Annotated in this window: 17 protein-coding genes; 6 read left to right on the plus strand and 11 right to left on the minus strand. The window is 75.0% G+C overall.

The window, feature by feature from the left end:
- Positions 1 to 21 precede the first annotated feature (21 nt).
- The 3 genes from ACGF13_RS11635 (at position 22) to ACGF13_RS11645 (ending at position 1,678) form a co-directional block, all read left to right on the plus strand.
- Complete coding sequence (locus ACGF13_RS11635) at positions 22 to 885, plus strand: MBL fold metallo-hydrolase (RefSeq protein ID WP_392872191.1); 864 nt, start codon at positions 22 to 24, stop codon at positions 883 to 885.
- Between the two features lie 23 nt (positions 886 to 908).
- Complete coding sequence (locus ACGF13_RS11640) at positions 909 to 1,115, plus strand: DUF397 domain-containing protein (RefSeq protein WP_392872194.1); 207 nt, start codon at positions 909 to 911, stop codon at positions 1,113 to 1,115.
- Between the two features lie 161 nt (positions 1,116 to 1,276).
- Complete coding sequence (locus tag ACGF13_RS11645) at positions 1,277 to 1,678, plus strand: hypothetical protein (RefSeq protein ID WP_392872197.1); 402 nt, start codon at positions 1,277 to 1,279, stop codon at positions 1,676 to 1,678.
- A 4-nt stretch (positions 1,679 to 1,682) separates the two neighbouring features.
- Here the strand turns inward: ACGF13_RS11645 and ACGF13_RS11650 are convergent, their stop codons facing one another.
- Genes ACGF13_RS11650 through ACGF13_RS11660 form a run of 3 tightly spaced genes read right to left on the minus strand, consistent with a single transcriptional unit; the run spans position 1,683 to position 10,566 of the window.
- The gene (locus ACGF13_RS11650) at positions 1,683 to 3,077 is read right to left on the minus strand and encodes a DHA2 family efflux MFS transporter permease subunit (RefSeq protein ID WP_392872200.1); all 1,395 of its coding nucleotides are present in this window, start codon (positions 3,075 to 3,077) and stop codon (positions 1,683 to 1,685) included.
- Entirely contained in the window at positions 3,074 to 3,259 is a 186-nt protein-coding gene (locus ACGF13_RS11655) for an MbtH family protein (RefSeq protein ID WP_392872203.1), read from the minus strand. Before ACGF13_RS11655 ends, ACGF13_RS11650 begins: the two co-directional genes overlap by 4 nt.
- On the minus strand, positions 3,256 to 10,566 hold the full coding sequence (locus tag ACGF13_RS11660; RefSeq protein ID WP_392872206.1) for an amino acid adenylation domain-containing protein: 7,311 nt from the start codon (positions 10,564 to 10,566) through the stop codon (positions 3,256 to 3,258). Before ACGF13_RS11660 ends, ACGF13_RS11655 begins: the two co-directional genes overlap by 4 nt.
- A 119-nt stretch (positions 10,567 to 10,685) precedes the next feature.
- On the opposite strand from ACGF13_RS11660, the gene ACGF13_RS11665 reads away from it, so the two are divergent.
- Positions 10,686 to 11,876 carry an amidohydrolase gene (locus ACGF13_RS11665; RefSeq protein ID WP_392872209.1) on the plus strand — a complete coding sequence of 397 codons (1,191 nt, stop codon included), beginning with the start codon at positions 10,686 to 10,688 and terminating at the stop codon, positions 11,874 to 11,876.
- 86 nt (positions 11,877 to 11,962) lie between these two features.
- On the opposite strand, the gene ACGF13_RS11670 is transcribed toward ACGF13_RS11665, so the two are convergent.
- The 8 genes from ACGF13_RS11670 to ACGF13_RS11705 form a co-directional block, all read right to left on the minus strand.
- Positions 11,963 to 12,697 (minus strand): AMP-binding protein, encoded by a 735-nt coding sequence (locus ACGF13_RS11670; RefSeq protein WP_392872211.1) that lies wholly within the window; start codon positions 12,695 to 12,697, stop codon positions 11,963 to 11,965.
- Between the two features lie 86 nt (positions 12,698 to 12,783).
- A complete protein-coding gene (locus ACGF13_RS11675) occupies positions 12,784 to 13,008 on the minus strand; it encodes a phosphopantetheine-binding protein (protein WP_392872214.1) in 225 nt (74 codons plus the stop codon).
- A gap of 5 nt (positions 13,009 to 13,013) precedes the next feature.
- Entirely contained in the window at positions 13,014 to 13,760 is a 747-nt protein-coding gene (locus tag ACGF13_RS11680) for an isochorismatase family protein (RefSeq protein WP_392872217.1), read from the minus strand.
- A 72-nt stretch (positions 13,761 to 13,832) separates the two neighbouring features.
- Complete coding sequence (locus tag ACGF13_RS11685) at positions 13,833 to 15,545, minus strand: (2,3-dihydroxybenzoyl)adenylate synthase (protein ID WP_392872219.1); 1,713 nt, start codon at positions 15,543 to 15,545, stop codon at positions 13,833 to 13,835.
- A complete protein-coding gene (gene dhbC, locus ACGF13_RS11690) occupies positions 15,542 to 16,753 on the minus strand; it encodes an isochorismate synthase DhbC (RefSeq protein ID WP_392872780.1) in 1,212 nt (403 codons plus the stop codon). The genes ACGF13_RS11685 and dhbC overlap by 4 nt, the downstream gene beginning before the upstream one ends.
- 137 nt (positions 16,754 to 16,890) lie before the next feature.
- The gene (locus tag ACGF13_RS11695) at positions 16,891 to 17,673 is read right to left on the minus strand and encodes a 2,3-dihydro-2,3-dihydroxybenzoate dehydrogenase (protein ID WP_392872222.1); all 783 of its coding nucleotides are present in this window, start codon (positions 17,671 to 17,673) and stop codon (positions 16,891 to 16,893) included.
- A gap of 206 nt (positions 17,674 to 17,879) precedes the next feature.
- The gene (locus ACGF13_RS11700; protein ID WP_392872225.1) at positions 17,880 to 18,413 is read right to left on the minus strand and encodes a GNAT family N-acetyltransferase; all 534 of its coding nucleotides are present in this window, start codon (positions 18,411 to 18,413) and stop codon (positions 17,880 to 17,882) included.
- A gap of 1 nt (position 18,414) precedes the next feature.
- On the minus strand, positions 18,415 to 19,659 hold the full coding sequence (locus tag ACGF13_RS11705; RefSeq protein ID WP_392872228.1) for a CapA family protein: 1,245 nt from the start codon (positions 19,657 to 19,659) through the stop codon (positions 18,415 to 18,417).
- 337 nt (positions 19,660 to 19,996) lie between these two features.
- Between ACGF13_RS11705 and ACGF13_RS11710 the strand changes: the two genes are divergently transcribed.
- Both ACGF13_RS11710 and ACGF13_RS11715 read left to right on the plus strand, forming a co-directional pair.
- Positions 19,997 to 20,803 carry a universal stress protein gene (locus tag ACGF13_RS11710; RefSeq protein ID WP_392872231.1) on the plus strand — a complete coding sequence of 269 codons (807 nt, stop codon included), beginning with the start codon at positions 19,997 to 19,999 and terminating at the stop codon, positions 20,801 to 20,803.
- Positions 20,804 to 21,003: 200 nt separating this feature from the next.
- On the plus strand, positions 21,004 to 22,269 hold the full coding sequence (locus ACGF13_RS11715; RefSeq protein WP_392872233.1) for a M48 family metalloprotease: 1,266 nt from the start codon (positions 21,004 to 21,006) through the stop codon (positions 22,267 to 22,269).
- Positions 22,270 to 22,281: the final 12 nt, after the last annotated feature.

Below are 22,281 nucleotides of genomic sequence, written 5' to 3' on the forward strand. Positions count from 1 at the left end.
ACGACACTCTCTGGAGACCTCATGTCCGCTGCCGGTACTCCGATCGCCCGTCCGCTGGACGTGCGGTGGATCCACGGCTCTCCGTCCGCGAAGCACAACACGGACCCGGACATCCAGGTCTACGAGTACGACGAGCACACCGTCATCCTGCGGCAGAACAAGGCCGTCAACTACGAAGCGCCCTTCCTGTTCCTGCTGTTCGGGACGGAACGGGCGGTGCTGATCGACACCGGAGCGACGGCCGAGGCCGCCTACTTCCCGCTGCGTGCCACGGTCGACGAGCTGGTGGAGAAATGGCTCGCCCGCAACCCCCGACCCGGTGGCGACTATCCTCTGCTGGTCCTGCACACCCACCCGCACGGCGACCACATCGCGGGCGACGGCCAGTTCACCGACCGACCGACAACCACCCTGATCGGCGGGGAACTCGCCACGGCCTGGCCGTACTTCGGCTTCGACCGGGACGAGGAGGCGGTGGCCCTGGTCGACCTCGGCGGCGGGCGGGTGCTGAAGTGCCTGGCCACCCCGGGACACCATCAGGCGTCGGTCACCTACTACGACCCGTGGACCGGCTTCCTGCTCACCGGCGACACCGTCTACCCGGGGCGGATCTACATCAACGACTGGCCCGCCTTCGGGCGGACCGTCGAGCGGCTGGTCGCCTTCGCCGAGACCCACCCGGTGACGCACGTGCTCGGCTGCCACATCGAGATGACCCGCGAGCCGGGCGTCGACTACCCGATCCGCACCACCTACCAGCCCGAGGAGCCCCCGCTCCAGCTCACCCCCGCCCACCTGCACCGCCTCCGGGCCGCCGTCGCCGAACTCGGCGACCGGCCGCGCCGGTACCCACTGGACGACCTGATCCTCTGGCCGGTCAGCTGAGCCTCCCGCATGTCGGAGGAGCTATGAACGATGCGTTGACCTGGTTCAAGTCCAGCTATAGCAACACCGAGGGCGGCGCCTGCGTCGAGGTCGCCCTTGCCCCGGGCACCGTCCACGTCCGGGACTCCAAGGACAAGGCCGGCCCCCGACTCGCCTTCACAGCAGAGGCCTGGACCGACTTCATCGGCTTCGCCCAGGACGAGGGCCCCGAGGCCGCTCAGTCCCGGTAGGGCACCAGCCAGGTCAGGTCCTGCCTGATGAACGTCCTCGGGCAGGTAGGTGAGGCCGGGGGTGGCGGACGGAACCGGCCTCGGGCGCGGAGAGATCACCGTTCCCGCGACTGCTCGAAACGGCTTGTCGAACGATCAGACCAGGCCCCAGACTTGCCCCCATGTCGACTGAACGAACCTCCCGGTCCGTCGGAGCCGGTGTCGGGCTGGTACTCCTCCAAGCCGGCGCGGGAGCCCTGCCGCTGGCCTTCGAGGTGCCGGTGCGGGTGCTCTCGGTGGCCGCGTTCCTCGGAGTCATCGGGGTCGGGCAGCGCTGGGGCGGCCGGGAGGAGACGCCGGGCCGCACCTTCGATCTCGCCGCCCTCCTGCGGCGGCCCGCGCTGCGCGTCCTCGGCGCCGCGATGGCGCTGTGCTGGGTCGGCGGACTGGTGCTGGCCCTCGGAGGCGCCCCGACGGCCGTCGTCGGCGCGGTCGCCGGGATCGCCCCGGGGGCACTGCTGCTGGGCGCGGTGTGGTGGCTGTCCGCCCGGCCGCGGCGCGCGTCCGGGCGGACCACCGGCTGAGCGCTCAGTCCTCCGGCGGCGGGCCCGGGGCCTCGGCCGGGAGCCTGGCGGCCAACAGGGCGCCGGCGGCGACCAGGGCGGCGGTGAGCAGGAGGGCGAGGCGGTAGGGGCCGGCGCCCGTGGCGTCGCCGAGCGCGCCGAGCAGGGCGGCGGTGGCCGCGATGCCGAGCGCGCCGCCGAGGGTGCGCAGGATGGTGAACAGGCCCATCGCCCGGCCCATCGCGGGCGGCGGGACGTCGGCGAAGCCGGCGATCTGGACGGTGAGCACCGCTGTGCCCAGGATCAGGCCGACGCCGAACATCAACGCCCTGACGGCCCAGGGGTTCTCCGCGAAGCCGAGGGCGACCAGCACCGCCGCCGCCAGCAGCAGCCCGGGCAGCGCGAGGCGGCGCGGGCCGAGGCGGGGCAGCAGGCGGTCCACCACCTGCGAGGCGGCCATCAGGCCGATCGCCTCCGGGAAGACGCTCAGCCCGGCCTCCAGGGCCGAGGCGCCGCGCGCCACCTGGTAGAGCAGCGGCAGCACGAACAGTGCGCCCATCAGCCCGGCCGAGGTCAGCAGGGCGAGCCAGCTCGCCGCGCCGAACGTCCGATCGGCCAGCAGACGAATGTCCACCAGCGGTTCGGCGGTGCGCAGTTGGTGCCGTACGGCGGCGCCGAGCAGGGCCAGTCCGAGCAGCCCGCCGAGGGCCACACCCGGGGAGGTCCAGCCGTGCGCCGGGCCGAAGCCGAGGGCGTAGGTCAGCAGGCCGAGGCCGGGGGTGGCGAGCAGGAAGCCGGTGGTGTCGAAGCGGCCGGCCGGCGGTTCCTCCTCGCTACGCAGGCCGACCAGCCCGATGAGCACCGCGGCCACCCCGATCGGCACGTTGACCAGGAACAGCCAGTGCCAGGACAGGTGTTCGGTGAGGAAGCCGCCGAGCGGCGGCCCGAGGGCGGGCATCAGCGCGGTCGGGACGATCAGGATGCGGCCCAGGCCGGCCCGCTCGTGCGGGGCGAAGGCCCGGAACAGCAGGGTCATCCCGACCGGGGTGAGCAGCCCGCCGGCCACGCCCTGGACGGCCCGGGCGGCCGACAGCGCGCCCAGGCCGGGGGCCGCCGCGCAGAGCGCGGAGGCGAGGGTGAAGGCGGCGAGGGAGCCGAGGAAGATCCGCTTGACGCCGTACCGGTCGCCCAGCCAGCCGGCCACCGGCAGGCCGAGGGCGAGGCCGACCAGGAAGGCGGTCTCCACGGCGTTGGCCGCCGAGACCGGCCGTCCGAAGTCCTCGGCGATGCTGAACAGCGCCGGGTTGACGATGGTCGAGTCCAGGCCGTTCATGCACATCGCGGCCGTGTAGACGACCACCACCGCGGCGCGCCCCGCGAGCAGGGGGCGCGCCGGGGCCTGGACCGCCGGAGGGGTCACAGGGAGGTCCAGTTGACGGTGATCCACTCCAGGGCGGCCGCTCGCTCGCACGGGCCGTGGGCGATGTCCCAGCCGGCCGGGACAGCGGCGAAGGCGGGCCACAGGGAGTGCTGTCCCTCGGGGTTGACGAGCGCGAGGAACTCGCCGTCGGCGTCGAAGGGGTTGGCGGGGGCGTCACTCATCGGTGGTCTTCTCCATCGTGGGTCTTGCGCGGGTCGGCGGCGGGACGGCCGGCGGCGAGGTGGTCAGCGGCGGGACGGTCGGCGGCGAGGTGGTCGGCGATCACGCTCGCGATGTGCGCGATCGGGGCGGGCAGGGTCATGTCCTTGTGGGAGCAGGCGACATCGGTGTTGGCGATCCGGCCGGACACGTACGGCTTCCAGAGCTCGGGCACCAGGGTGTCGTCGATGGTGTCGACGGTGGCGCGGAAGAACAGCACGTCGCCGTCGAAGCGGCGGTGGTCGTAACCGCGCACCAGGTGGTTGGTGTTGAGGTAGATCCGGTTCAGCGCGGCCACGGTCGCCTCGTCCAGCCCGGCGAGCGGGCTGCCCTCGCGGCGCAACAGCTCAGTGACGGCGCCGAGTTCGAGCGGGCGGCCGTCCAGGTCCTCCGGCCCGAAGCCGCCCATGGTGAGCAGCGCCTCCAGAGCCTCGGCCTGGTCGGGGACGGGCAGTTCGCGGAAGCCCTCGGCGGGGTAGGCGTCCAGGATCGCCAGCAACTCGACGTCCTGGCCGAGCTCTTGCAGCCGTACGGCCAGTGCGTGCGCGATGATCCCGCCGGTGGACCAGCCGAGCAGCCGGTACGGACCCTCGGGCTGGACCTCGCGCAGCCGGTCGGCGTAGTGCGCGGCCAGCTCCTCCAGGGTGACGGGCAGCGGCCGGGTGGCGGTGGCCGCGCCGACACCCTGGGCCTGGAGGCCGTAGATCGGCACCTCGCCGGGCAGGTTGCGGATCAGGCCGGTGTAGCACCAGCTGAGGCCGCCGGCCGGGTGGACGGCGAACAGCGGGCGCTGCCGGCCGGGGGCGGCGGGCCGCAGCGGGAGCAGCACGTCCAGGGCGTCGGTGTCCGGCGTGCCCGCCGCGAGGGCGGCGTCCAGGGCGGCCACGGTGGACGCCTGGAACAGGGCGCCGATGCCGACCTCCAGCCCGAGCACCTCGCGGATCCGCCCGGCGAGCCGGACGACCAGCAGCGAGTGCCCGCCGAGCGCGAAGAAGTCGTCCTCGACGCCGACCGACGCCAGTCCCAGGACCTCGGCGAACAGTTCGCACAGCTGCTGCTCGCGCGGGGTGCGCGGCGGGCGGCCGGTGCCCGCGGCGGGGGCCTCGGGGGCGGGCAGGGCACGGCGGTCGAGCTTGCCGTTGGCGGTCAGCGGGAGGCGGTCGAGCAGGACGACGGCGGAGGGCACCATGTGGGCGGGCAGTGCGGCGGCGGCGTGGGCGCGCAGCTCGTCCGGCGCGCCGGTGTGCGGCGGTCCGTCCGGGGCGGCACCGGCGGCCACCGCGTAGCCGATCAGCCGCTTGTCCCCCGGCACGTCCTCCCGGACCACCACCGCGGCGTCGGCGACGGCCGGGTGGGCGGCCAACACGGCCTCGATCTCACCGAGTTCGATCCGGAAGCCACGCAGCTTGACCTGCTGGTCGGCGCGGCCGAAGTACTCCAGCACGCCGTCCGCGCGACGGCGGGCGAGGTCCCCGGAGCGGTACATCCGGGTGCCGCGCTCGCCGAACAGCTCGGCGTACGGGTCGGCGACGAAGCGGGTGGCGGTCAGTTCGGGGCGCCCCAGGTAGCCTCGGGCCAGGCCCGCCCCGGCCACGTACATCTCGCCAGTGACGCCGGGCGGGACGGGCTGGAGGTGCTGGTCGAGGACGTAGACCCGCAGGTCGGGGATGTTGACGCCGATGGTGCTGCTGCTTCCGGCGGCGGCGCTCGCCCGGTCGAGGGCGACGTACGAGACGTGCACGGTGGTCTCGGTGATGCCGTACATGTTGACCAGCGTGGGCGCGTCCTCGGCGTGCCGGTCGTACCAGTCGTCCAGCCGGGCGAGTTCGAGCGCCTCGCCGCCGAACACCACGTAGCGCAGGGCGAGTTCGCTTCCGGGGCGGTCCCGGTCGGCGGCGCTGAGCTGATAGAAGGCGGACGGCGTCTGGTTGAGCACGGTGACCCGTTCGCGGGCGAGCAGCTCCAGGAAGGCCGCCGGGTCACGGCTGACGAGGTGCGGGACGACGACCAGCCGGCCGCCGTGCAGCAGAGCGCCCCACAGCTCCCAGACCGAGAAGTCGAAGGCGTAGGAGTGGAACAGCGTCCACACGTCCTCGGTGCCGAAGCCGAACCAGTGGTCGGTGGCGCCGAACAGCCGGACCACGTTGTGGTGGGTGACGGGCACACCCTTGGGGCGGCCGGTGGAGCCGGAGGTGTAGATGACGTACCCGGTGTCCTCGGCGCGCAGCGGGCGGGTGCGCTCGTGCTGGGCCAGCGGGACGGCCGGGTACTGCTCGGACTCCGGTCCGTCGACCAGGAGTCGGCGCACCTGGTGGGCGGGCAGCCGGGGTGCGGTGGCGCGGTCGGTGAGCAGCGCGGCGGGGGCGGCGTCGGCCAGCATGTAGGCGAGCCGGTCGGCCGGGTAGTCGGGATCGAGCGGCAGGTACGCGGCGCCGGACTTGGCCACCGCCAGCAGGGCGACGACGAGTTCGAGCGAGCGCGGCAGGGCGAGCGCGACGATGGTGCCGGGGCCGATGCCCTCGGCGGCCAGCAGCCGGGCCAACCGGTCGGCGCGGGCGCCGAGTTCGGTGTAGTCGAGTTGCTCGTGCCGGTAACTGACCGCGATGGCCCGCGGGTTGGCGGCCGCTGCCGCCTCGAACAGTTCGGGCAGGGTCACGCTCGGACTCGTCGAGGCGACGGGGGTGCCGTTCCACTCGACCAGGGCGCACTGCCGCTCCTGCTCGCTGATCAGCGGCAGCCGGCCGATCGGGGTGTCGGGGGCGCTCGCGGCGGCGGTGAGCAGTCTGGTCAGGCGCTCGCCGAGGGCGGCCACGGTGGCGGTGTCGAAGAGGTCGGTGCGGTACTCCAGGAAGCCGCCGATGCCGCCGCCGGGCAGTTCGCCGGCGTTGAGGGTGAGGTCGAACTTGGCGGTGCCGCTGGGGATGGCGGCGATCTCGGCGGTGAGGCCGCCGCCCAGGGCGATTCGCTCGTCCGGGCGGCTCTGCCAGGCGAGCATCACCTGGAACAGCGGGTGGCGGGCAAGCGAGCGGGCCGGGTTGAGATCCTCGACCAGTCGGTCGAAGGGCAGGTCGGCGTGCTCGTGCGCGTCGAGCACGGCGGCGCGGACCCGGGCCAGCAGCTCGCGGAAGGTGGGGTCGCCGGACGTGTCGGTGCGCAGCACCACCGAGTTGACGAAGTAGCCGACCAGGGCGGCGCGCTCCTCGTCCTCGCGGCCGGCCACCGGGGTGCCGACCGGGATGTCGGTCCCTGCGCCGTGCCGGGTGAGCAGGGCCGCGAGCCCGGCCTGGACGGCCATGAAGACGGTGCTGTCAGCGGCCCTGGCGAGCCCGGCCAGGGCGGTGTGCGCCTCGGCGCCGAGCACGAAGGGCACGGTGGCGCCCTGGTGGCCCGCGACGGCCGGGCGGGGGCGGTCGAGGGGCAGCTCCAGCTGGTCGGGCAGCCCGGCGAGCGCGGCGCGCCAGTGCTCCGCCTGCCGGACGGCGAGCGGGCTGGGCGCGTCGGCGGTGCCGAGCCGCTCGCGCTGCCAGACCGCGTGGTCGGCGAACTGGACGGTGAGCGCGGGGAGTCCGGGTTCGCGCCCGGCGGCCCTGGCGGTGTAGGCGGCGGCCAGGTCGCGCAGCAGCGGGGTGGTGGAGGCGCCGTCGCCGGCGATGTGGTGCAGCAGCAGGAGCAGGGTGTTCCGCTGCGGGCCGCCGGCGGACGGGGTGGGTCCGGCCGGTGCGGGGGGCCCGGCGAACAGCGTGGCGCGCAGCGGAGGTTCGGCGGACAGGTCGAAGGCGTACCGGACGACCCCGTCCAACTCGCCCGTTCCGTCGTGCAGTTCGACCGGCGAGGGTGCCAGGATGCGCTGGTACGGCGTGCCGTCCGGCTCCTCCCCGTAGACGGTGCGCAGGACTTCGTGCCGGGTGACGAGGTCGCCGAGGGCGAGGGTGAGGGCGTGCCGGTCGAGCGGGCCGGTGAGGGTGAGCGCCAGCGGGATGTTGTAGGTCGGGCTGGGGCCTTCGAGGCGGTGCAGGAACCAGAGGCCGCGCTGGGCGGGCGAGAGCGGCATCCGCTCGGTGCGCGGCACCGGAACGGGGCCGGGTCCGCGCTCGGCCTCCGCGCCCCCGCCGGACGCCTCCACGAGCAGCGCGGCGAGGCCGGCCGGGGTCGGCTGCCGGAACACGTCGGCGAACCCGACCGGGGTGGCGAAGGTGTCGCGCAGTCGGGCGGCCAGGCGCCCGGCGAGCAGCGAGTGGCCGCCGAGGTCGAAGAAGGAGGCGTCCCGGCCGGGCGCCTGCGGCAGGCCGAGGACATCGGCGAACAGCCCGCAGACCAGCTCCTCCTGGGGCGTGCCCGCAGCGGCGCCCTCGGTGACGGCGGCCGGCTCGGGCAGGGCACGGTGGTCGAGCTTGTCGTGGGCGGTGCGCGGCAGTTCGTCCAGCAGCAGGACGGCCGCCGGGACCATGTGCGCGGGCAGCCGGGCGGCGAGCGCGGCGCGTAGCCCGTCCGGGTCGGGCGTGCTGCCGCTCTCCGGGACGGCGTAGCCGAGCAGGCGCTTGCCCTGCGGACCGGGGCGGGCGATCACCACGGCCTGGGCGACGCCGGGCAGTTCGGCGAGGACGGCGGCGATCTCGCCGGGCTCGATCCGGAAGCCGCGGATCTTCACCTGGTCGTCGGCCCGGCCGAAGAACTCCAGGGAGCTGTCGGGGCGGCGGCGGGCGAGGTCGCCGGTGCGGTACATCCGGCCGCCGGGCGGGCCGAACGGGTCGGCGAGGAAACGTTCGGCGGTGAGGTCGGGGCGGCCGAGGTAGCCGCGGGCCAGGCAGGCGCCCGCCACGTACAGCTCGCCGGTGACGCCGTCGGGCGCGGGGCGCAGCGAGCCGTCCAGGACGTAGGCGCGGGAGCCGCGCACCACCCGGCCGCGCGGGGTGCCGTCCGGACCCGGGGTCCAGGCGTAGGCGTCGACGGTGGTCTCGGTCGGGCCGTAGAGGTCGACCGGGTGCAGGCCGGGGACGGCGGCCAGGCGCTGCCAGAGGGCGGGCGGGGTGGCCTCGCCGCCGACCACGAGGACGGACGGGCGGTGCCGGCCCTCGTCCAGGATGCCTTCGGCGAGCAGGACTTCGAGGTAGGAGGGGGTGAGGTCGAGGTAGTCGATGCGCTCGCGGTCGAGGTGGGCGGCGAGCGCGGCCGGGTCGCGGTAGGTGGCGTCGTCCAGCAGGTGGAGCTCGTGGCCGTGGACCATCCAGAGCACCGGATCCCAGGAGGCGTCGAAGGCGAACGAGGCGCTGTGGGCGACGCGCAGCCGGTCGCGGCCGGTGCGGCGCACGGCGGGGGCGATGTGGTCCTCGCCGAGACCGGCGTGCAGGTTGGCCAGCGAGGCGTGGGTGACCACCACGCCCTTGGGGCGGCCGGTGGATCCCGAGGTGTGCAACACGTAGGCGGGGTCGTGGAGTCGGGGTGCGGGCGGGGCTTCGGCGGGCTCGGGGCCCGTCTCCCCCGGCTGGACGGTGGGGAGGTCGGCGGGCAGGTCGAGCCCGGCGAGGGCCGCGGCGGTGCCGATGGCGCAGACCGGGCGGGCGTCGGCCAGTACGGCGGCCAGGCGCTGCGCCGGGTGGGCGAGGTCGAGGGAGACGCAGGCGCCGCCCGCCTTGAGGACGGCGAGCATCGCGACCAGGGTGTCGGTACCACGCGGCAGGGCGATCGCGACCGGTGCGCCGGCCCGGACTCCGAGGGCCGTCAGGCGGTGCGCGAGGCGGTCGGCGGCGCGGTCGAGTTGCTTGTACGTCAGGGCCGTTGAGCCGCAACGGACGGCGACGGCGCCCGGGGTGCGGGCGGCCTGGGCGGCGAACAGCTCGGGCACGGTCCGCTTGACGGGGGGCTCGGTACGGCCTTCGGTGGCGCGGCGCAGGTCGTCCGGGTCGAGCAGGTCGATCCGGGCGATCGGCGTCCGCGGGTCGGTGAGCAGGAGATCGGCGAGGGCGTCGAGGTAGCGCAGCAGGCCGTCGCGGTGAGTGGCGAGGGAGGCGGCGCCGTAGCGGACCGAGTCGGCGTCGATGACCAGGCGCAGCGCGCCGTCCGGGCCGGGTGAGACGTTCACGGCGAGATCGTCGACCGGGCCCGCGGCGAGATTGCGGACGGTGCCGGGCAGGCCCGCCAGGTCGAGGTCGCTCTCGAAGGCCTTGATGTTGACCATCGGGCCGAACAGGGCGCGACGGTCGCCGGTGCGGCCGAGGTCGCGGCGCAGTTCCTCCAGCGGGTAGCGCTGGTGGCGGCGGACGGCGCGCAGCTCTCGGACCACGGCGCGCAGCAGGGCCTCGGCGCTGTCGGCGGGGCGGACGGCGAGGCGCAGCGGGAGCACGTTGGCGGTGGCGACGGGGGTGCGCAGGGCGGCCGGGCCGCGGCGGTTGGCGAGCGGCAGGCCGAGGACGACGTCCTGGGTGCCGGTCAGGCGGTGCAGGTAGCCGGCGGTGGCGGCGAGGAGCAGCTCGGCCCAGGTGGCACGGACAGCGTCGGCGGCGCGCTCCAGGCGCTCGCGGGTGCCGGGGGGCAGGTCGGCGGTGAGGCGGATCGTTTCGGCGGGGGCGTTGTCGGCGCTGGTGTTGTCGGTGGCGGCTTCGGGGGTGCCGGGGAGGGTGGCCGGGGTGTCGGCGTCGGCCATCCGGGCGGACCAGTGGGCGCGGTCGGCCTCGTACTCCGCGCTCTCCCGGTAGGCGGCCTCCTCGGCGGCGGTCTCGGCGAGTCCGGCGAAGGGGTTCGGAGCGGGTTCGACTCCGGTGGTGCAGGCCGCGTAGAGAGCGGCGACCCGCTCACCGAGGAGAGTCAACGCGTAGGCGTCGACGGCGAGGTGGTGGATGCGGCGGTACCAGAGCCGACGGCCCTCGGCGAGCCGGATGAGCGCGTGGGTGAACAGCGGGCCCTCGGCGAGGTCGGCCGGTCGGGCGAGGTCGGCGCGCATCCAGGTCTCGGCCTCGGCGGCCGGGTCGGCGGCCGCCCGCAGGTCGAGGCGGTGCAGCGGCCAGCGTCGGCCGGGACGCAGCCGCTGGCGGGGCGTGCCGTCCGGACCGGTCACGACGACGGCGCTCAGCGCCTGCGCCTCCTCCACCGCCTGCCGCAGCGCCTGTTCGAACCGGTCCTCGTCGAGCGGGCCGGTGATCTCGACGGCGTCGCCGGTGTTGTAGACCGGGCTCCCGGGGTCGAGGGCCTGGGCGTACCAGATGGCCGACTGGGCGGCGAGCAGCGGGACGTCGGCGGTCTGGCGGTCGGCGATCTGGGTTTCGACGGCAGGCATGGGGTGGAGAGCTCCTCGGGGATCCGGAACGCCTTACTTAGGTTAGCCTAATCTAACTTCATATGATCTGGTCAACGGCCCCGCAGGGCCGGGCCCCTGACAACCCGGAGACGCCACCCATGCCCCCGACCGAGCCGCCGACCGCACCCTCGACTGACCTCTCGACCGGCCTTCTCGCCGAGGCCAAGCAGGCCGTGCGCGACCGCGTCCACGCCCACCGGTCCGAACTGCTCGCGCTCAGCCGCCGCATCCACTCCCACCCCGAGACCGCCTTCGAGGAGCACCTGGCGGCCGCATGGTGCTCCGAACTGCTGCGCGCGCACGGCTACTCGGTCACCGCGCCCGCCCACGGCCTGGCCACCGCGTTCGACGCACGCCTCGGCTGCGGGCCGGTCACCGTCGCGCTGGTCTGCGAGTACGACGCGCTGCCCGACCTCGGCCACGCCTGCGGGCACAACCTGATCGCCGCCGCCGGCCTCGGCGCGGCACTCGGGCTCGCACCGTTCGCGGACCGACTCGGGCTCACCGTCCGGGTGATCGGCGCACCGGCCGAGGAACGCGGAGCCGGAAAGGCGCTGCTGCTGGAGGCCGGGGCGTTCGACGGCGTGGACGCGGCCATGATGGTCCACCCGTGCCCCGTCGAGGTCGCCGACTTCCGGTCCTTCGCGCTCGGCACGCTGTCCGTCCGCTACACCGGGCGCGCCGCCCACCCGAGCCTCGACCCCCATCGGGGACGCAACGCCGCCGACGCGCTCACCGTCGCCCAGGTCGCGATCGGGCTGCTGCGCCAGCAACTCCCGCCGCAGTGGCGGGTGCACGGCATCACCACGGCGGCCGGGACGGCGCCGAACCTGATCCCGGACAGCGCGAGCGCCGAGTACGAGATCCGCGCCTCGGCGGCCGAGGACCTCGCCGAACTGCGCTCCCGGGTCGAGGACTGCTTCCGGGCCGGGGCGCTCGCCGCCGGCTGCGAGGTGGAGCTGACCCGGCCCGAGCCGGACTACCTGGACATGCGCTCCGACCCCCGGCTGCTGGCGCTGTGGCGGGCCAACGCGGCGGCGCTCGGCCGGCCGGAGCCGGTCGAGAGCGGGCCGTTCGCCTGCACGGACATGGGGAACGTGTCGCACGCGGTGCCGTCGATCCATCCGGTGCTGGACATCACCGGCGGCGCCTGCGCCCCGCACGAGGCGGCGTTCGCCGAGGCGGCGCTGGGTGCGGAGGCGGAGCGGGCGGTGCTGGACGGCGCGGTGGGGATGGCATGGACGGCGGCGGACCTGGCAGTGCGGGCGGCGGCGGTCGAGCCGCGCTGACAGACGGGTGACAGCCGACGACTTTCAGCGAACAGATGACGAAATCTGTTCGCTGAAATCTGTTCGCTGAAAGTCGTCACCCGTCCTCACCCGCCCAGCAGCGCTCCCGGCGCCACCCGCACCGCCGTGACCCCCAGCTCCCGCACCAGCGCCCCGACCTCGCCCTCCTGCCCCGGGTCGACGAGCACCACGGCGGCGCCCGTCCGCAGCGGCCACAGGTACTCCCAGAGCGGCAGGCCCAACTGCAGCACCCGGTCGCCCGGCCCGAGCGGGTGGGCCGCCTGGAGGTCCCGCACCCGGCGGTCCGCCTCGGCATGGGTGAGCCGGACGGCGGTCGGGCGCCCGCCCAAACCGTAACCAACGCAGAGCAGGTGCTGCGGGGTCAGCGCCCGGGGCGGGTCGGTGGGCAGCTCGTGGTCCGTCTCCAGCCCGGTCACCGCCCCCGCGACCCCCTCCCCCAGCACACAGACCGGCACGTTCTCCGCGAGCAGCCGTTCCCGCCGCCCGGGCGCGTCCGTCGGGTCCAGCGGCAGGTACGCCGCGCCCGACTTCGCCACCGCCAGCAGCGCCGTGAGCAGCTCCGCCGGGCGGGAGAACCCCGCCAGGCCGACCACCGCGCCCGGGCGGGCCCCGCGGGCGGCCAGGGCGCGCGCCAGCCGGTTGGCCGAGGCGTTCAACTCCCGGTAGCTGACGGTCTCCCCGTCCGCGAGCACCAGCGCCGGCGCATCCGGCGTCCGGGCCGCCTGCGCCTCGACCGGCCCCACCACGGTGGTCGCCGGGTACCTCACCGTACGGCGGGGCAGCGGAGGCAGCTCGGACACCGTGGGCGGCACGGCTCCACGGACCACGGCCCCACGGGCCACGTCCCGGACCACGTCCCGGACCGCCTCGTCCACCCCCGCCGCCATCACGCCGCGCCCAGCAGCTCGACCCAGGCCTCGATCGCCGGGCGTTCCGCGAGCCGGACGAACGCCACGTCGGCGCCTTCCTGCTGCCAGCGCGCGGCGAGCGTCATCAGCCGGATGGAGTCCAGCCCCCAGTCGACCAGGTTCTCGTCCAGCGGGATCTCCGCCGGGTCCTCGCCAAGCAGGTCGGCGACCTCGGCCCGGATCCGCTCCACCGTGAAGCCCATGCCTGTCACTTTCCGCCCACCCCTTCGAGCTCCGAAGTCCCGTACTCACCCTCGGTGTTCGAGGCGGCCGACTCCGTGGCCGGCTCCGCCACCGACCCCGCGGCCGACCCCGCGGCCGACCCCAGCGCCCCGAGCACGGCCCCCGCCGTGGTGACCATCCCGCAGCGCCCGGCCACCCAGGTCAGCGCGCCGCGGTGCTCCGCCGGGCCGAAGTCGGCGACGGCGTCGGCCACCACGAAGGCCTGGACGTCCCGCATCCAGGCGTCGCAGGCGGTGGCCTGCACCCCGATGTGCGCGTACACGCCGGTGATCACCAGCTGGTCCCGCCCCTGCTCGCGCAGCAGCTGCTCCAACTCGGTGCGCACGAAGGCGCTGTACTTCCACTTGGTGAGCACGGTGTCGCCAGGTGCCGCGGCGACGGCCCCGGCGATCGCGGTGGCCCGCGGGTCGTCCGGGATGCCCGGGCCCCAGAAGTCCTGCTGCAGCCCGCGCTCGGCCGGGCTCTGCCCGCCGAGCTGCGCCGAGTACACGACGGGGACGCCGGCGGCGCGCGCCGCCTCGGCCAACGACGCGACGTTGCCGAGGAGTTCGGGCACCGGAGCGGCCTCCGCGGCGAAGGCGTCCAGGAAGTGGTTCTGCAGGTCGTGCACCAGCAGGACGGCGCGCGCCGGGTCCACGGTCCAGGCGACCCGGTTGGCGGGCAGTTCCTCGGCGGCGGGCATGGGATAGGAGGGAATGCGTGGCAGGCCCACGGTGGTGTTCCTTAACTGGACGGAAGGCGGGATGGCGTGTGGGGAGGGAGACAGCGGGCGGCCGGCGGGTGGTCAGCGGCCGGTCACCGAGGCCGCGATCGCGGCGCGCAGGTCCTTCTTGCTGACCTTCCCGATCCCGGTGGCCGGGAAGGCCTCGACGAACTCGACCCGGTCCGGCACCTTGAACTCGGCGAGCCCGCGCTCGCGCACGAACCGCTTCAACTCCACGCTCCTCGGTGGCTGTTCACGGTGCTCGGCGTGCAGCACCACGTATGCGCAGGTGCGCTCGCCCAGGTACGGGTCGGGCATCGACACCACCGCGGCGTCGTGCACCGCGGGGTGCGCGAGCAGGTGGTTCTCGATCTCCTCGGCGGCGACCTTCTCGCCGCCCCGGTTGATCTGGTCCTTGGCCCGCCCCTCGACCACCAGGTGGCCGGTCGGGGTGCGCCGGACCAGGTCCCCGGTGCGGTAGAAGCCGTCCGAGGTGAAGGAGACGGCATTGTGCCCGGGCGCGTTCCAGTAGCCGCGGATGGTGTACGGGCCGCGCGTGAGCAGGTGGCCGGTGACGCCGTCGGGCAGGTCGCGGTCCTGGTCGTCGACCACCCTGACCTCGTCGTCGGGCGAGATCGGCCGGCCCTGGGTGGTGGTGATCAGCTCCTCCGAGTCGTCCAGCCGGGTGTAGTTGACCAGTCCCTCGGCCATCCCGAACACCTGCTGGAGCGTGCAGCCCAGCACCGGCCGCACCCGCCGGGCCGCCTCCTCGCTGAACTTGGCGCCACCGACCAGCAGCACCTCCAGGCTCTCGTACCCGGTGGCGCCGCGCTCGGCGGCGTCCAGCCAGAGCAGCGCGAGCGGCGGCACCAGCCCGGTGATGGTCACGCCCTCGCGCTCGATCAGCGGGAAGGCCGTCTCCGGTCCGGGCTGCGGGCAGAGCACCACCCGGCCGCCGGCGTACAGCGTGCCGAGCGAACCCGGCGAGCTGAGCGGGAAGTTGTGGGCGGCGGGCAGCACGCACAGGTACACGCTGTCCTGGTCCTGCCCGCACAGCTCGACCGAGCCGCGCAGCGAGTAGATGTAGTCGTCGTGGGTGCGCGGGATCAGCTTCGGCACGCCGGTACTGCCGCCGGAGAGCTGGAGGAACGCGACGTCCCCGGGTTCGGGCTCCCCGCCGGAGATCGTCGGGTCACAGGCCGTCGGGCCGCAGGCCTCCCCGTCGCGGGCCTCCGGGCCGGGCGGGTCGCAGGGCACGTCCACGAGCCGAACGTGCTCCCCCGGGTCATCGCCGGCCACCAGCACCAGCCGCAGCGCGGGGTTCTCCGCCCGTACCCGGCCGGCGAGTTCGCGGTAGTCGAAGCCGCCATCGACGGCCGGCACCACGTACGCGGCCGCCTCGGCGAAGGAGCAGAAGTACCCGATCTCGGCGTACCGGTGGGCGGGCAGCGCGAAGACCGGCAGCGCGCCGATCCGGAACAGCGCGAAGACGACCTCGAAGAACTCGGCGACGTTGGGCAGTTGGACCACCACGCGGTCGCCGGAACCGATGCCCCGGGCGCGCAGTCCGGCGGCCATCCGGTCGGCCCGGCGGTCGAGTTCGGCGTACGTCCAGCGTCGCTCCGTCGCCGCCACCGCGTGGCCGCCCGGGTCGACGACGGCGGTCCGCTCACCGTGCGCGGCGGCGCGCTCACGCAGCATCCGGCCGAAGGTCTCGCCGCGCCAGTGCCCGGCGGCCCGGTAGCGCTCGGCGAACTCGGCGGGGTACGGGGTGAACCCGTCCAGCGGCGTCACCGGGCCACCCCCGCGGCGTCCAGGAAGGTGCGGAACTTGGCGCTGGTCTCGGCGAGTTCGGCCTCCGGCCGGGACTGCTCGACCACGCCGGCGCCGGCGTACACCCGCAGCGTCCGCTCCTCCGCCTCGGCGCAGCGGATGGTAACCACCCACTCGCCGTCACCGGTCGCGTCCTCCCAGCCGACCATGCCGGTGTAGAGGCCGCGGTCGAAGGGCTCGACCTCGCCGATCACCCGGCGTGCCACGTCCGTCGGCGTGCCGCAGACCGCCGGGGTGGGGTGCAGCGCGCAGGCCAGCTCCAGGGCGGAGACCGCGGGGTCGGCCAGCTCGCCTCGGATGGTGGTGGCCAGGTGCCACATCGCCGCCGTCCGTACCAGGGTGGGCCGTTCGGGCACCTCCAGGGTGCGACAGTACGGCGCCAGCGCCTCGCGGATGGCGTCCACCACGACGGCGTGCTCGTGCAGGTCCTTGGGCGACTCCAGCAGCGCGGCGGCGCGCCGGACGTCCTCGCCGAGGTCCTCGCCGCGCGGCACCGAGCCGGCCAGCGGGTTGGCCAGCACGGCCGTTCCCCGCCGGGAGAGCAGGAGTTCAGGGCTGGCGCCGATCAGGGTGCGGCCGCCGCCGGACGGGACGGCGAAGGTGTAACCGCCGGGGTCGCGCCGGGCCAGCCGTTGCAGGACGGCGGGCAGGTCGAGCGGCTCGGCGGCGCTCAGCTCCAGCGTGCGGGCCAGCACCACCTTGCTCAACTCCCCGCCGCGCAGCCGCTCGACGGCCGCCGCGACGCCCGCGCCGTACGCCTCCGGCGCGGGCACCGGGTGGATCCGCCAGTCGATCCGCTCGGCCGGCGGCGCGGGCAGGTCGATCAGCGGGTCGTCGCACAGCGCCCCGGCGGTACGGACCCGGGCGGGGACGGCGAGTTCGACCCGGCTGTCCCGGTCGAACGCCACCGCGCCGACCACCAGCGGCCGTTCGACCCCGGCCCGACCCGCCTCGGCCAGCGTCTCGGTGACCCTCACCGGCAGCGGCCGCCCGTCCTGCGGAACCCGGGCGTGCACGCCGGAGCCGAGCAGGGTGCGGGTCGGCGAGGCGAAGAACGCCTCGTCGGAGCCGGCCCGGTACTGGCCGAGCAGTCCGCTGGCCGCGCCGATGACGGCGTGGTCCGGGCCCGCGGCGAGGGCGGTCGCCGGGGCGTCGAGCCCGGCGGGTATCGGCCCGGCAGGGGCGTGGTGCACCGTGGTCACGGCGGATTCTCCAGTCTGGGACGGTTCTTCGGAAGGCAGGAGGAGGGCCGGCGGCGTGCCGCTCAGGCGCGCAGGCTCAGGCGCGCAGCGTCAGTCGCACGGACTCAGGCGCGCAGGGTCGCGCCGCCGTCGACGTACAGGTCGTGCATGGTGATGTGCCGCGCCCGGTCGGAGGCGAGGAACACCACCGCGTCGGCGATGTCGGCGGGCGCGGCGATCCGCCCGAGCGGAATGCCGACCCGCCAGGCTCCCAAGTCGCCGTCGATGACCCGGCGTTCGGCCGCCTCGGCGTCCTCGCCCCACAGCGCGCGCTGCATCTCGGTGTCGGTCGAGCCCGGCGACACCACGTTGCACCGCACCCCTGAGCGGGCGAGTTCCAGCCCCAGGCAGCGGGTGAACATGGTGGCCGCCGCCTTGGACGCCGCGTAGGCGGCCATCCCGGCCCGCGGCACCCCGGCGGCGTTGGACCCGACGGTCACGATAGCCCCGCGCCCGCGGGCCGCCATCCGCCGGCCGACCGCGCGGCTCGCGTGGAAAACCCCGGTGGTGTTGACGGCGAAGGTGTCCACCCAGTCCCCGTCGGCGAGTTCGATGACCGGGGCGGTGCGCAGGATGCCTGCGACGTTCACCAGCGTGCCGATCGGCCCGAGTTGGCCCTCGATCGACTCCACGGTCCCGTCCACCGCCCGGGCGGCGGAGACGTCCAGCACATACGGGCGCGCGGACGGCACCTCGGCCACCAGGGCCTCGAGCCCTTCGGGGTTGCGGTCCACCGCCGCGACGACGGCCCCCTCGGCCACCAGCGCCCGCACCACGGCCGCGCCGATGCCCTGCCCGGCCCCGGTGACCATCGCGACGGCACCGGCGAATTCGGACTGTTGCTGCACAGGACATCCCTCCGACCAGCAAGATTAGGCAAGCCTAACCTAACACAACAGTTCGCCCGCGCCGAGCGCCTGTGTGAACGTCAACTCGCCCCGGAGACCCCACGGTGGACGCCCCGCGCCGGAACCGCCCCCGGACACGCGCCCGGACCTACTCCCGGACACGCCGAGGCCGCCCGACCCCGGACGGGTCGGGCGGCCTCGGTGTCCTACGGCAGGCGGCTCGCGAAGATCAGGTCGTAGCCGTCGTGACCCTCGCCGTCCAGGTGCTCCGCCCGACACAGGCCCGCGCGCAGGGCGACACGTCGGGAGGCGAGGTTCTCCGGCCGGACGCGGGCGATCAGCGGGAGATCGGGGACGTGGGCGGCCGCCCAGCCGGCGACGGCGGTGGCGGCCTCGGTGGCGAGGCCCCGACCCCAGGCGGCGGGAGCGAAGCGGTAGAAGAGGTTGAGGATCGGCAGGCCCGCCAGCTCCATCGGCTTGATGCCGCAGAAGCCCAGCACGGCCGGTGAGTTGTGTGTTCGGACGGTCCAGTAGCCGTAGCCGTGGTGCTCCCAGACGGCGTTCCAGCGGCCGTACCGTTCCTCGGCCTCGGCCCGGGTGGCGAGCGCGTCCGAGGGGTTGTGGACGCAGGTGGCCGGGTCGCGGTGGACGGCGAGGATGGCGTCGATGTCGCCCTCGACGGGGCGCAGCAGGGAGAGCCGGCTGGTCGTCAGCTCCTCGCGTCCGCCCAGGGCGGGCACCCTAGCGCGGGACGGCGGGGGTCGTCGAAGCCTTCGCGGGGCCCGAAGGAGCCGTTGCGGGAGGCGTGGAGGCGGGAGCCGTGGCGGGCGGAGCCGTCGAGCCCCCGGCAGCGGCAGCGGCCCCGGCACCGGGTGCCGGGGAGAGGCCGGTGCAGCCACGCAGGCCGTCGCGGCGCTTGAGGGCGGCCTCGGCGGTGGCGCCGGTGACCGGCTCCGGGATGCCCTTGTCGTCGATGGTGGCCGGGGTGAAGGCCTCGCCCGTCACCTTGCCGTCGGCGGTGAGGGTGAGGGTGGTGACGCCGGTCTCGTTGGAGTTGGCGTAGTTGGAGGTGCCGTACCAGAGGAAGTTGCCGAAGCCGTACCCGATGTAGGTGTTGCCGAGCATGCCCGAGCCGACCATGGTGTGCGCGTGGGTGCCGACCACGGCGGTCGCGCCGGCGGCGGCGAGCTTCTTGGCGATGGTGGTCTGCGGTCCGGTCGGGCAGGCCTTGCCCTCGTCGCCCCAGTGCAGGTAGACGAGCACCACCGGGGCCTGCTGCTTGGCCGTCTCCACCGCCTTGACCAGTGCCGGGACGTCCAGCGCCGAGGCGATGCCCGGCTTGTTGGCGCCGGCCCGCCACTTCTGGTTGGTGATGTCCTCGACCTGGCTGGCGGCGACCACGGCGACCTTCACCCCGCGCACGGTGGTGACGTACGGGGCGTACGCCTCCTTGGCGTTGCGCCCGACACCGACCACGGGGATCGGCGAGGAGTCCTTGGCGGCGAGGGTGTCGGTGAGGCCGTCGGCGCCGAAGTCCACGGCGTGGTTGTTGGCCATCGAGACGACGTCGACGCCCGAGTCCTTGAGCACCGACAGGGCCTTGGGCGAGGTGCGGAAGGTGTACGTCTTCGGCTCCGGGGCGCCGCGCCCGGTGATCGCGGTCTCCAGGTTGAGGACGGACAGGTCGGCGTCGGCGAGGGTGCGGGAGATCGGGCCGAGTGCCTGCTCGGGCGCCTGGACCGCCAGCCGGGCCTCGGTGCGGCCCTCGAAGTGGACGTCCCCGGCGAAGGCGACGGTGATGGTGCCGTCGGGTCGGGGCGGGGCGCTCTTGCCCGGGGCCGTGCCGGAGGGCGAGCCGTCCGGTGCGGACGCGGTGGGCGGGGCGGGGGCGGCGGAGGCCGGGGCCGGGTCGGGGTCGTCCGGCCCACAGGCGGCGACGGCGGTCATTCCGACGAACAGCGCGACGGCGGCCGCGGCACGGCGCATGAGTGGATCCCCCCGAGGATGATGCAAGAGCGGTCAGCCTACGCCACCGAATCACCATCACTCGGACCCGAGCCCGCAACATTCCGGCCACAAAGTATTCCGCCGACCCCGGGCCGGGCGTCGACAGTGCACTCCTGGACCACGCCGTCGGCCCACCCGTCCCTCTCGTCCCAATCGCCCCACCCGACCCGGCCACCGCGTCCCTGGCGCGCGGGCGGGCGGGGCGCGCAGCGTGGTGTACGGGGGCAGTGTGGTGTACGGGGGCATTGTGGTGTACGGGGACCGGCGCGGTGTGCGGGGAGCGGGTCCCGCGCCGAAGGCCGGGAGGTGTGACGTGATGGACAGCAATCGACTCTCCCCCACGGGCGGCGGTCGGCCCTCCGCCGCGGACGGTGGCCGGCCCTCCCCCACTCGGGAGCACCGGATCGTGGTCGGGATCGACGGCTCCGCGCCGTCGAAGGCGGCCCTGCGCTGGGCGGTCGGCCAGGCCGTACTGACCGGGGCGACGGTGCACGCCGTGGCGGCCTGGGAGTACCCCTCGCTGTACGGGTGGTTCGCACCGATGGTGGACGACGGGTTCGAACGGGCCGCCGGCCGCACGCTGAGTGCCGAGATCAACGAGATCCTCGGGCCGGACCGCCCGGTGGAGGTCCGGGAGAGCCTGGTGCTGGGCCACGCCGCCGGCGTGCTGCTGGAGGCGGCCGGCGGGGCCGACCTGCTGGTGCTGGGCAGCAGCGGCCGGAGCGCCTTCGCCCGGACGCTGCTCGGCTCGGTGTCCACCCGCTGCGCGGTGCACGGGGCCTGCCCGGTGGTGATCGTCCGTGCCGACGGGACGGCCGTCGCCCCACCGCAGGGCATGGCCGTGGCCGGCGGTGCCGAACAGGGGGCGCCCGGCCGCGTGCGCACCAAGGACTGGCAGCTCAGCCTGCACGTGGTCGAGGACGAGGACACCACCCGGGTCCACGCCGTACTGGACGCCGACGGCAACGTGCTGCACAGCGACGCCCGCTCCCGCCGCAACCCGCGCGACGTCCCGGCCCCGGAGGTCGGCGACGAGTTCGCGGTCGGCCGCGCCCTGGTGGACCTCGGCCACCAGCTGCTGCGCGCAGGCGTTCACGGCGCCACCGGGCCCACCGAGGAGTGAGCACCCGTCCTCAGGTGGGTGCCGGGCGGTGGAGTGCGCGCCGACCGGTCGGGTGCGCCATGCTGGCACCGCCGGAGCAGCAGCGAACCGCCGTACCATCACGGCGCTGAACCGCTGAACCGCTGGACCACCGCACCGCGCCACCGCCGTACCGCTGAACCGTTCCTCCTGCGATCCGACCGGAAGAGCCGCACCCCGCCATGGACACCACCCCGGCCGCCAACCCACCCGCCAACACCCCACCCGTCGGCACCCCGCCCACTGAGGCCCCGCCCACCGAGACCCGGGCCCCGGACTTCACCGTCGGCGAGCGCGCCCGGGGCCGCGCGCTGCGCCGCGCCCAGTTGCCGTGGGCACTCGGCGGGCGGCTGGCGGGCCTGGCGCTGACCCTGCTGCTCGGCCTCACCCCGGCCGGCGCGGCCCTGGTGACCACCACCGGCGGCTGGTTCGGCGGCTCCCGGACGGCCGGCGTGCTGGCCGGAGCGGCGGCCCTGGTGCTGCTCGGCCAGGCGCTGCAACTGCCGTTCGGCGCCGGGGCGAGGACCGTCCGGACCCGGTACGGGCTGGTGACCCAGGGCTGGGCCGGCTGGGCCCTCGACGCCGTGCGCGGCCTCGCGCTCACCCTCGTCCTCGTCCTCCCGCTCGCGCTCGGGCTGTTCGCGCTGACCGCCTGGTCACCGCAGCGCTGGTGGCTGCCGGCGGCGGGCGTGGCGGCGCTGCTGACGGCCGCGCTCTCCTTCCTCCACCCGCTGCTGATCGAGCCGGTGTTCAACCGCTTCTCCCCGATGCCTCCGGGGGAGCTGCGCGCCGCGCTGCTGGCGCTGGCCGAGCGGGACGGCGTCCGGGTGCGGGACGTCCTGGTGGCGGACGCCTCCCGCCGCACCACCGCACTCAACGCGTACGTCTCCGGGTTCGGGGCGACCCGCCGGATCGTCGCGTACGACACGCTGCTGACCACCGCCGAGCCGCGCGAGGTGGAACTGGTGGTCGCGCACGAGCTGGGGCACGTCAAGCACCGGGACGTGCCGGTGGGCACCGCGCTGGGCGCGGTCGGCGCGGCCGTCGCGGTGGTCGTCCTCGGCCTGCTCGCCGCTTGGCGGCCGCTGCTGGACGCCGCCGGGGCGACGGACGCGGCGGACCCGCGGGCGCTGCCGCTGCTGGCGGCGCTCGCGGCGCTGCTGGGCGCGCTGTCGGGGCCGCTACAGTGCACGGTGAGCCGCCGGATCGAGGCCAAGGCGGACCGGCACGCGCTCGAACTGACCGGGGACGTGGAGCAGTTCGTGGCGATGCAGCGCAGACTGGCCGTGGCGAACGTCTCCGATGTCGACCCGCCGAGGGCGCTTGAGCTACTGTTCGCCACTCACCCGAGTGCGACCAGCCGGATCGCCGCCGCCCGCGCCTGGCAGGCCGCACCGGAGCAGCGGGCGCCGGAGCGACGCGCCACGCCGGGCAAATCTGTTGTATAGTGCAACAAATAT

This window comes from Kitasatospora sp. NPDC048286, from assembly GCF_043201735.1.
GTDB lineage: Bacteria > Actinomycetota > Actinomycetes > Streptomycetales > Streptomycetaceae > Kitasatospora.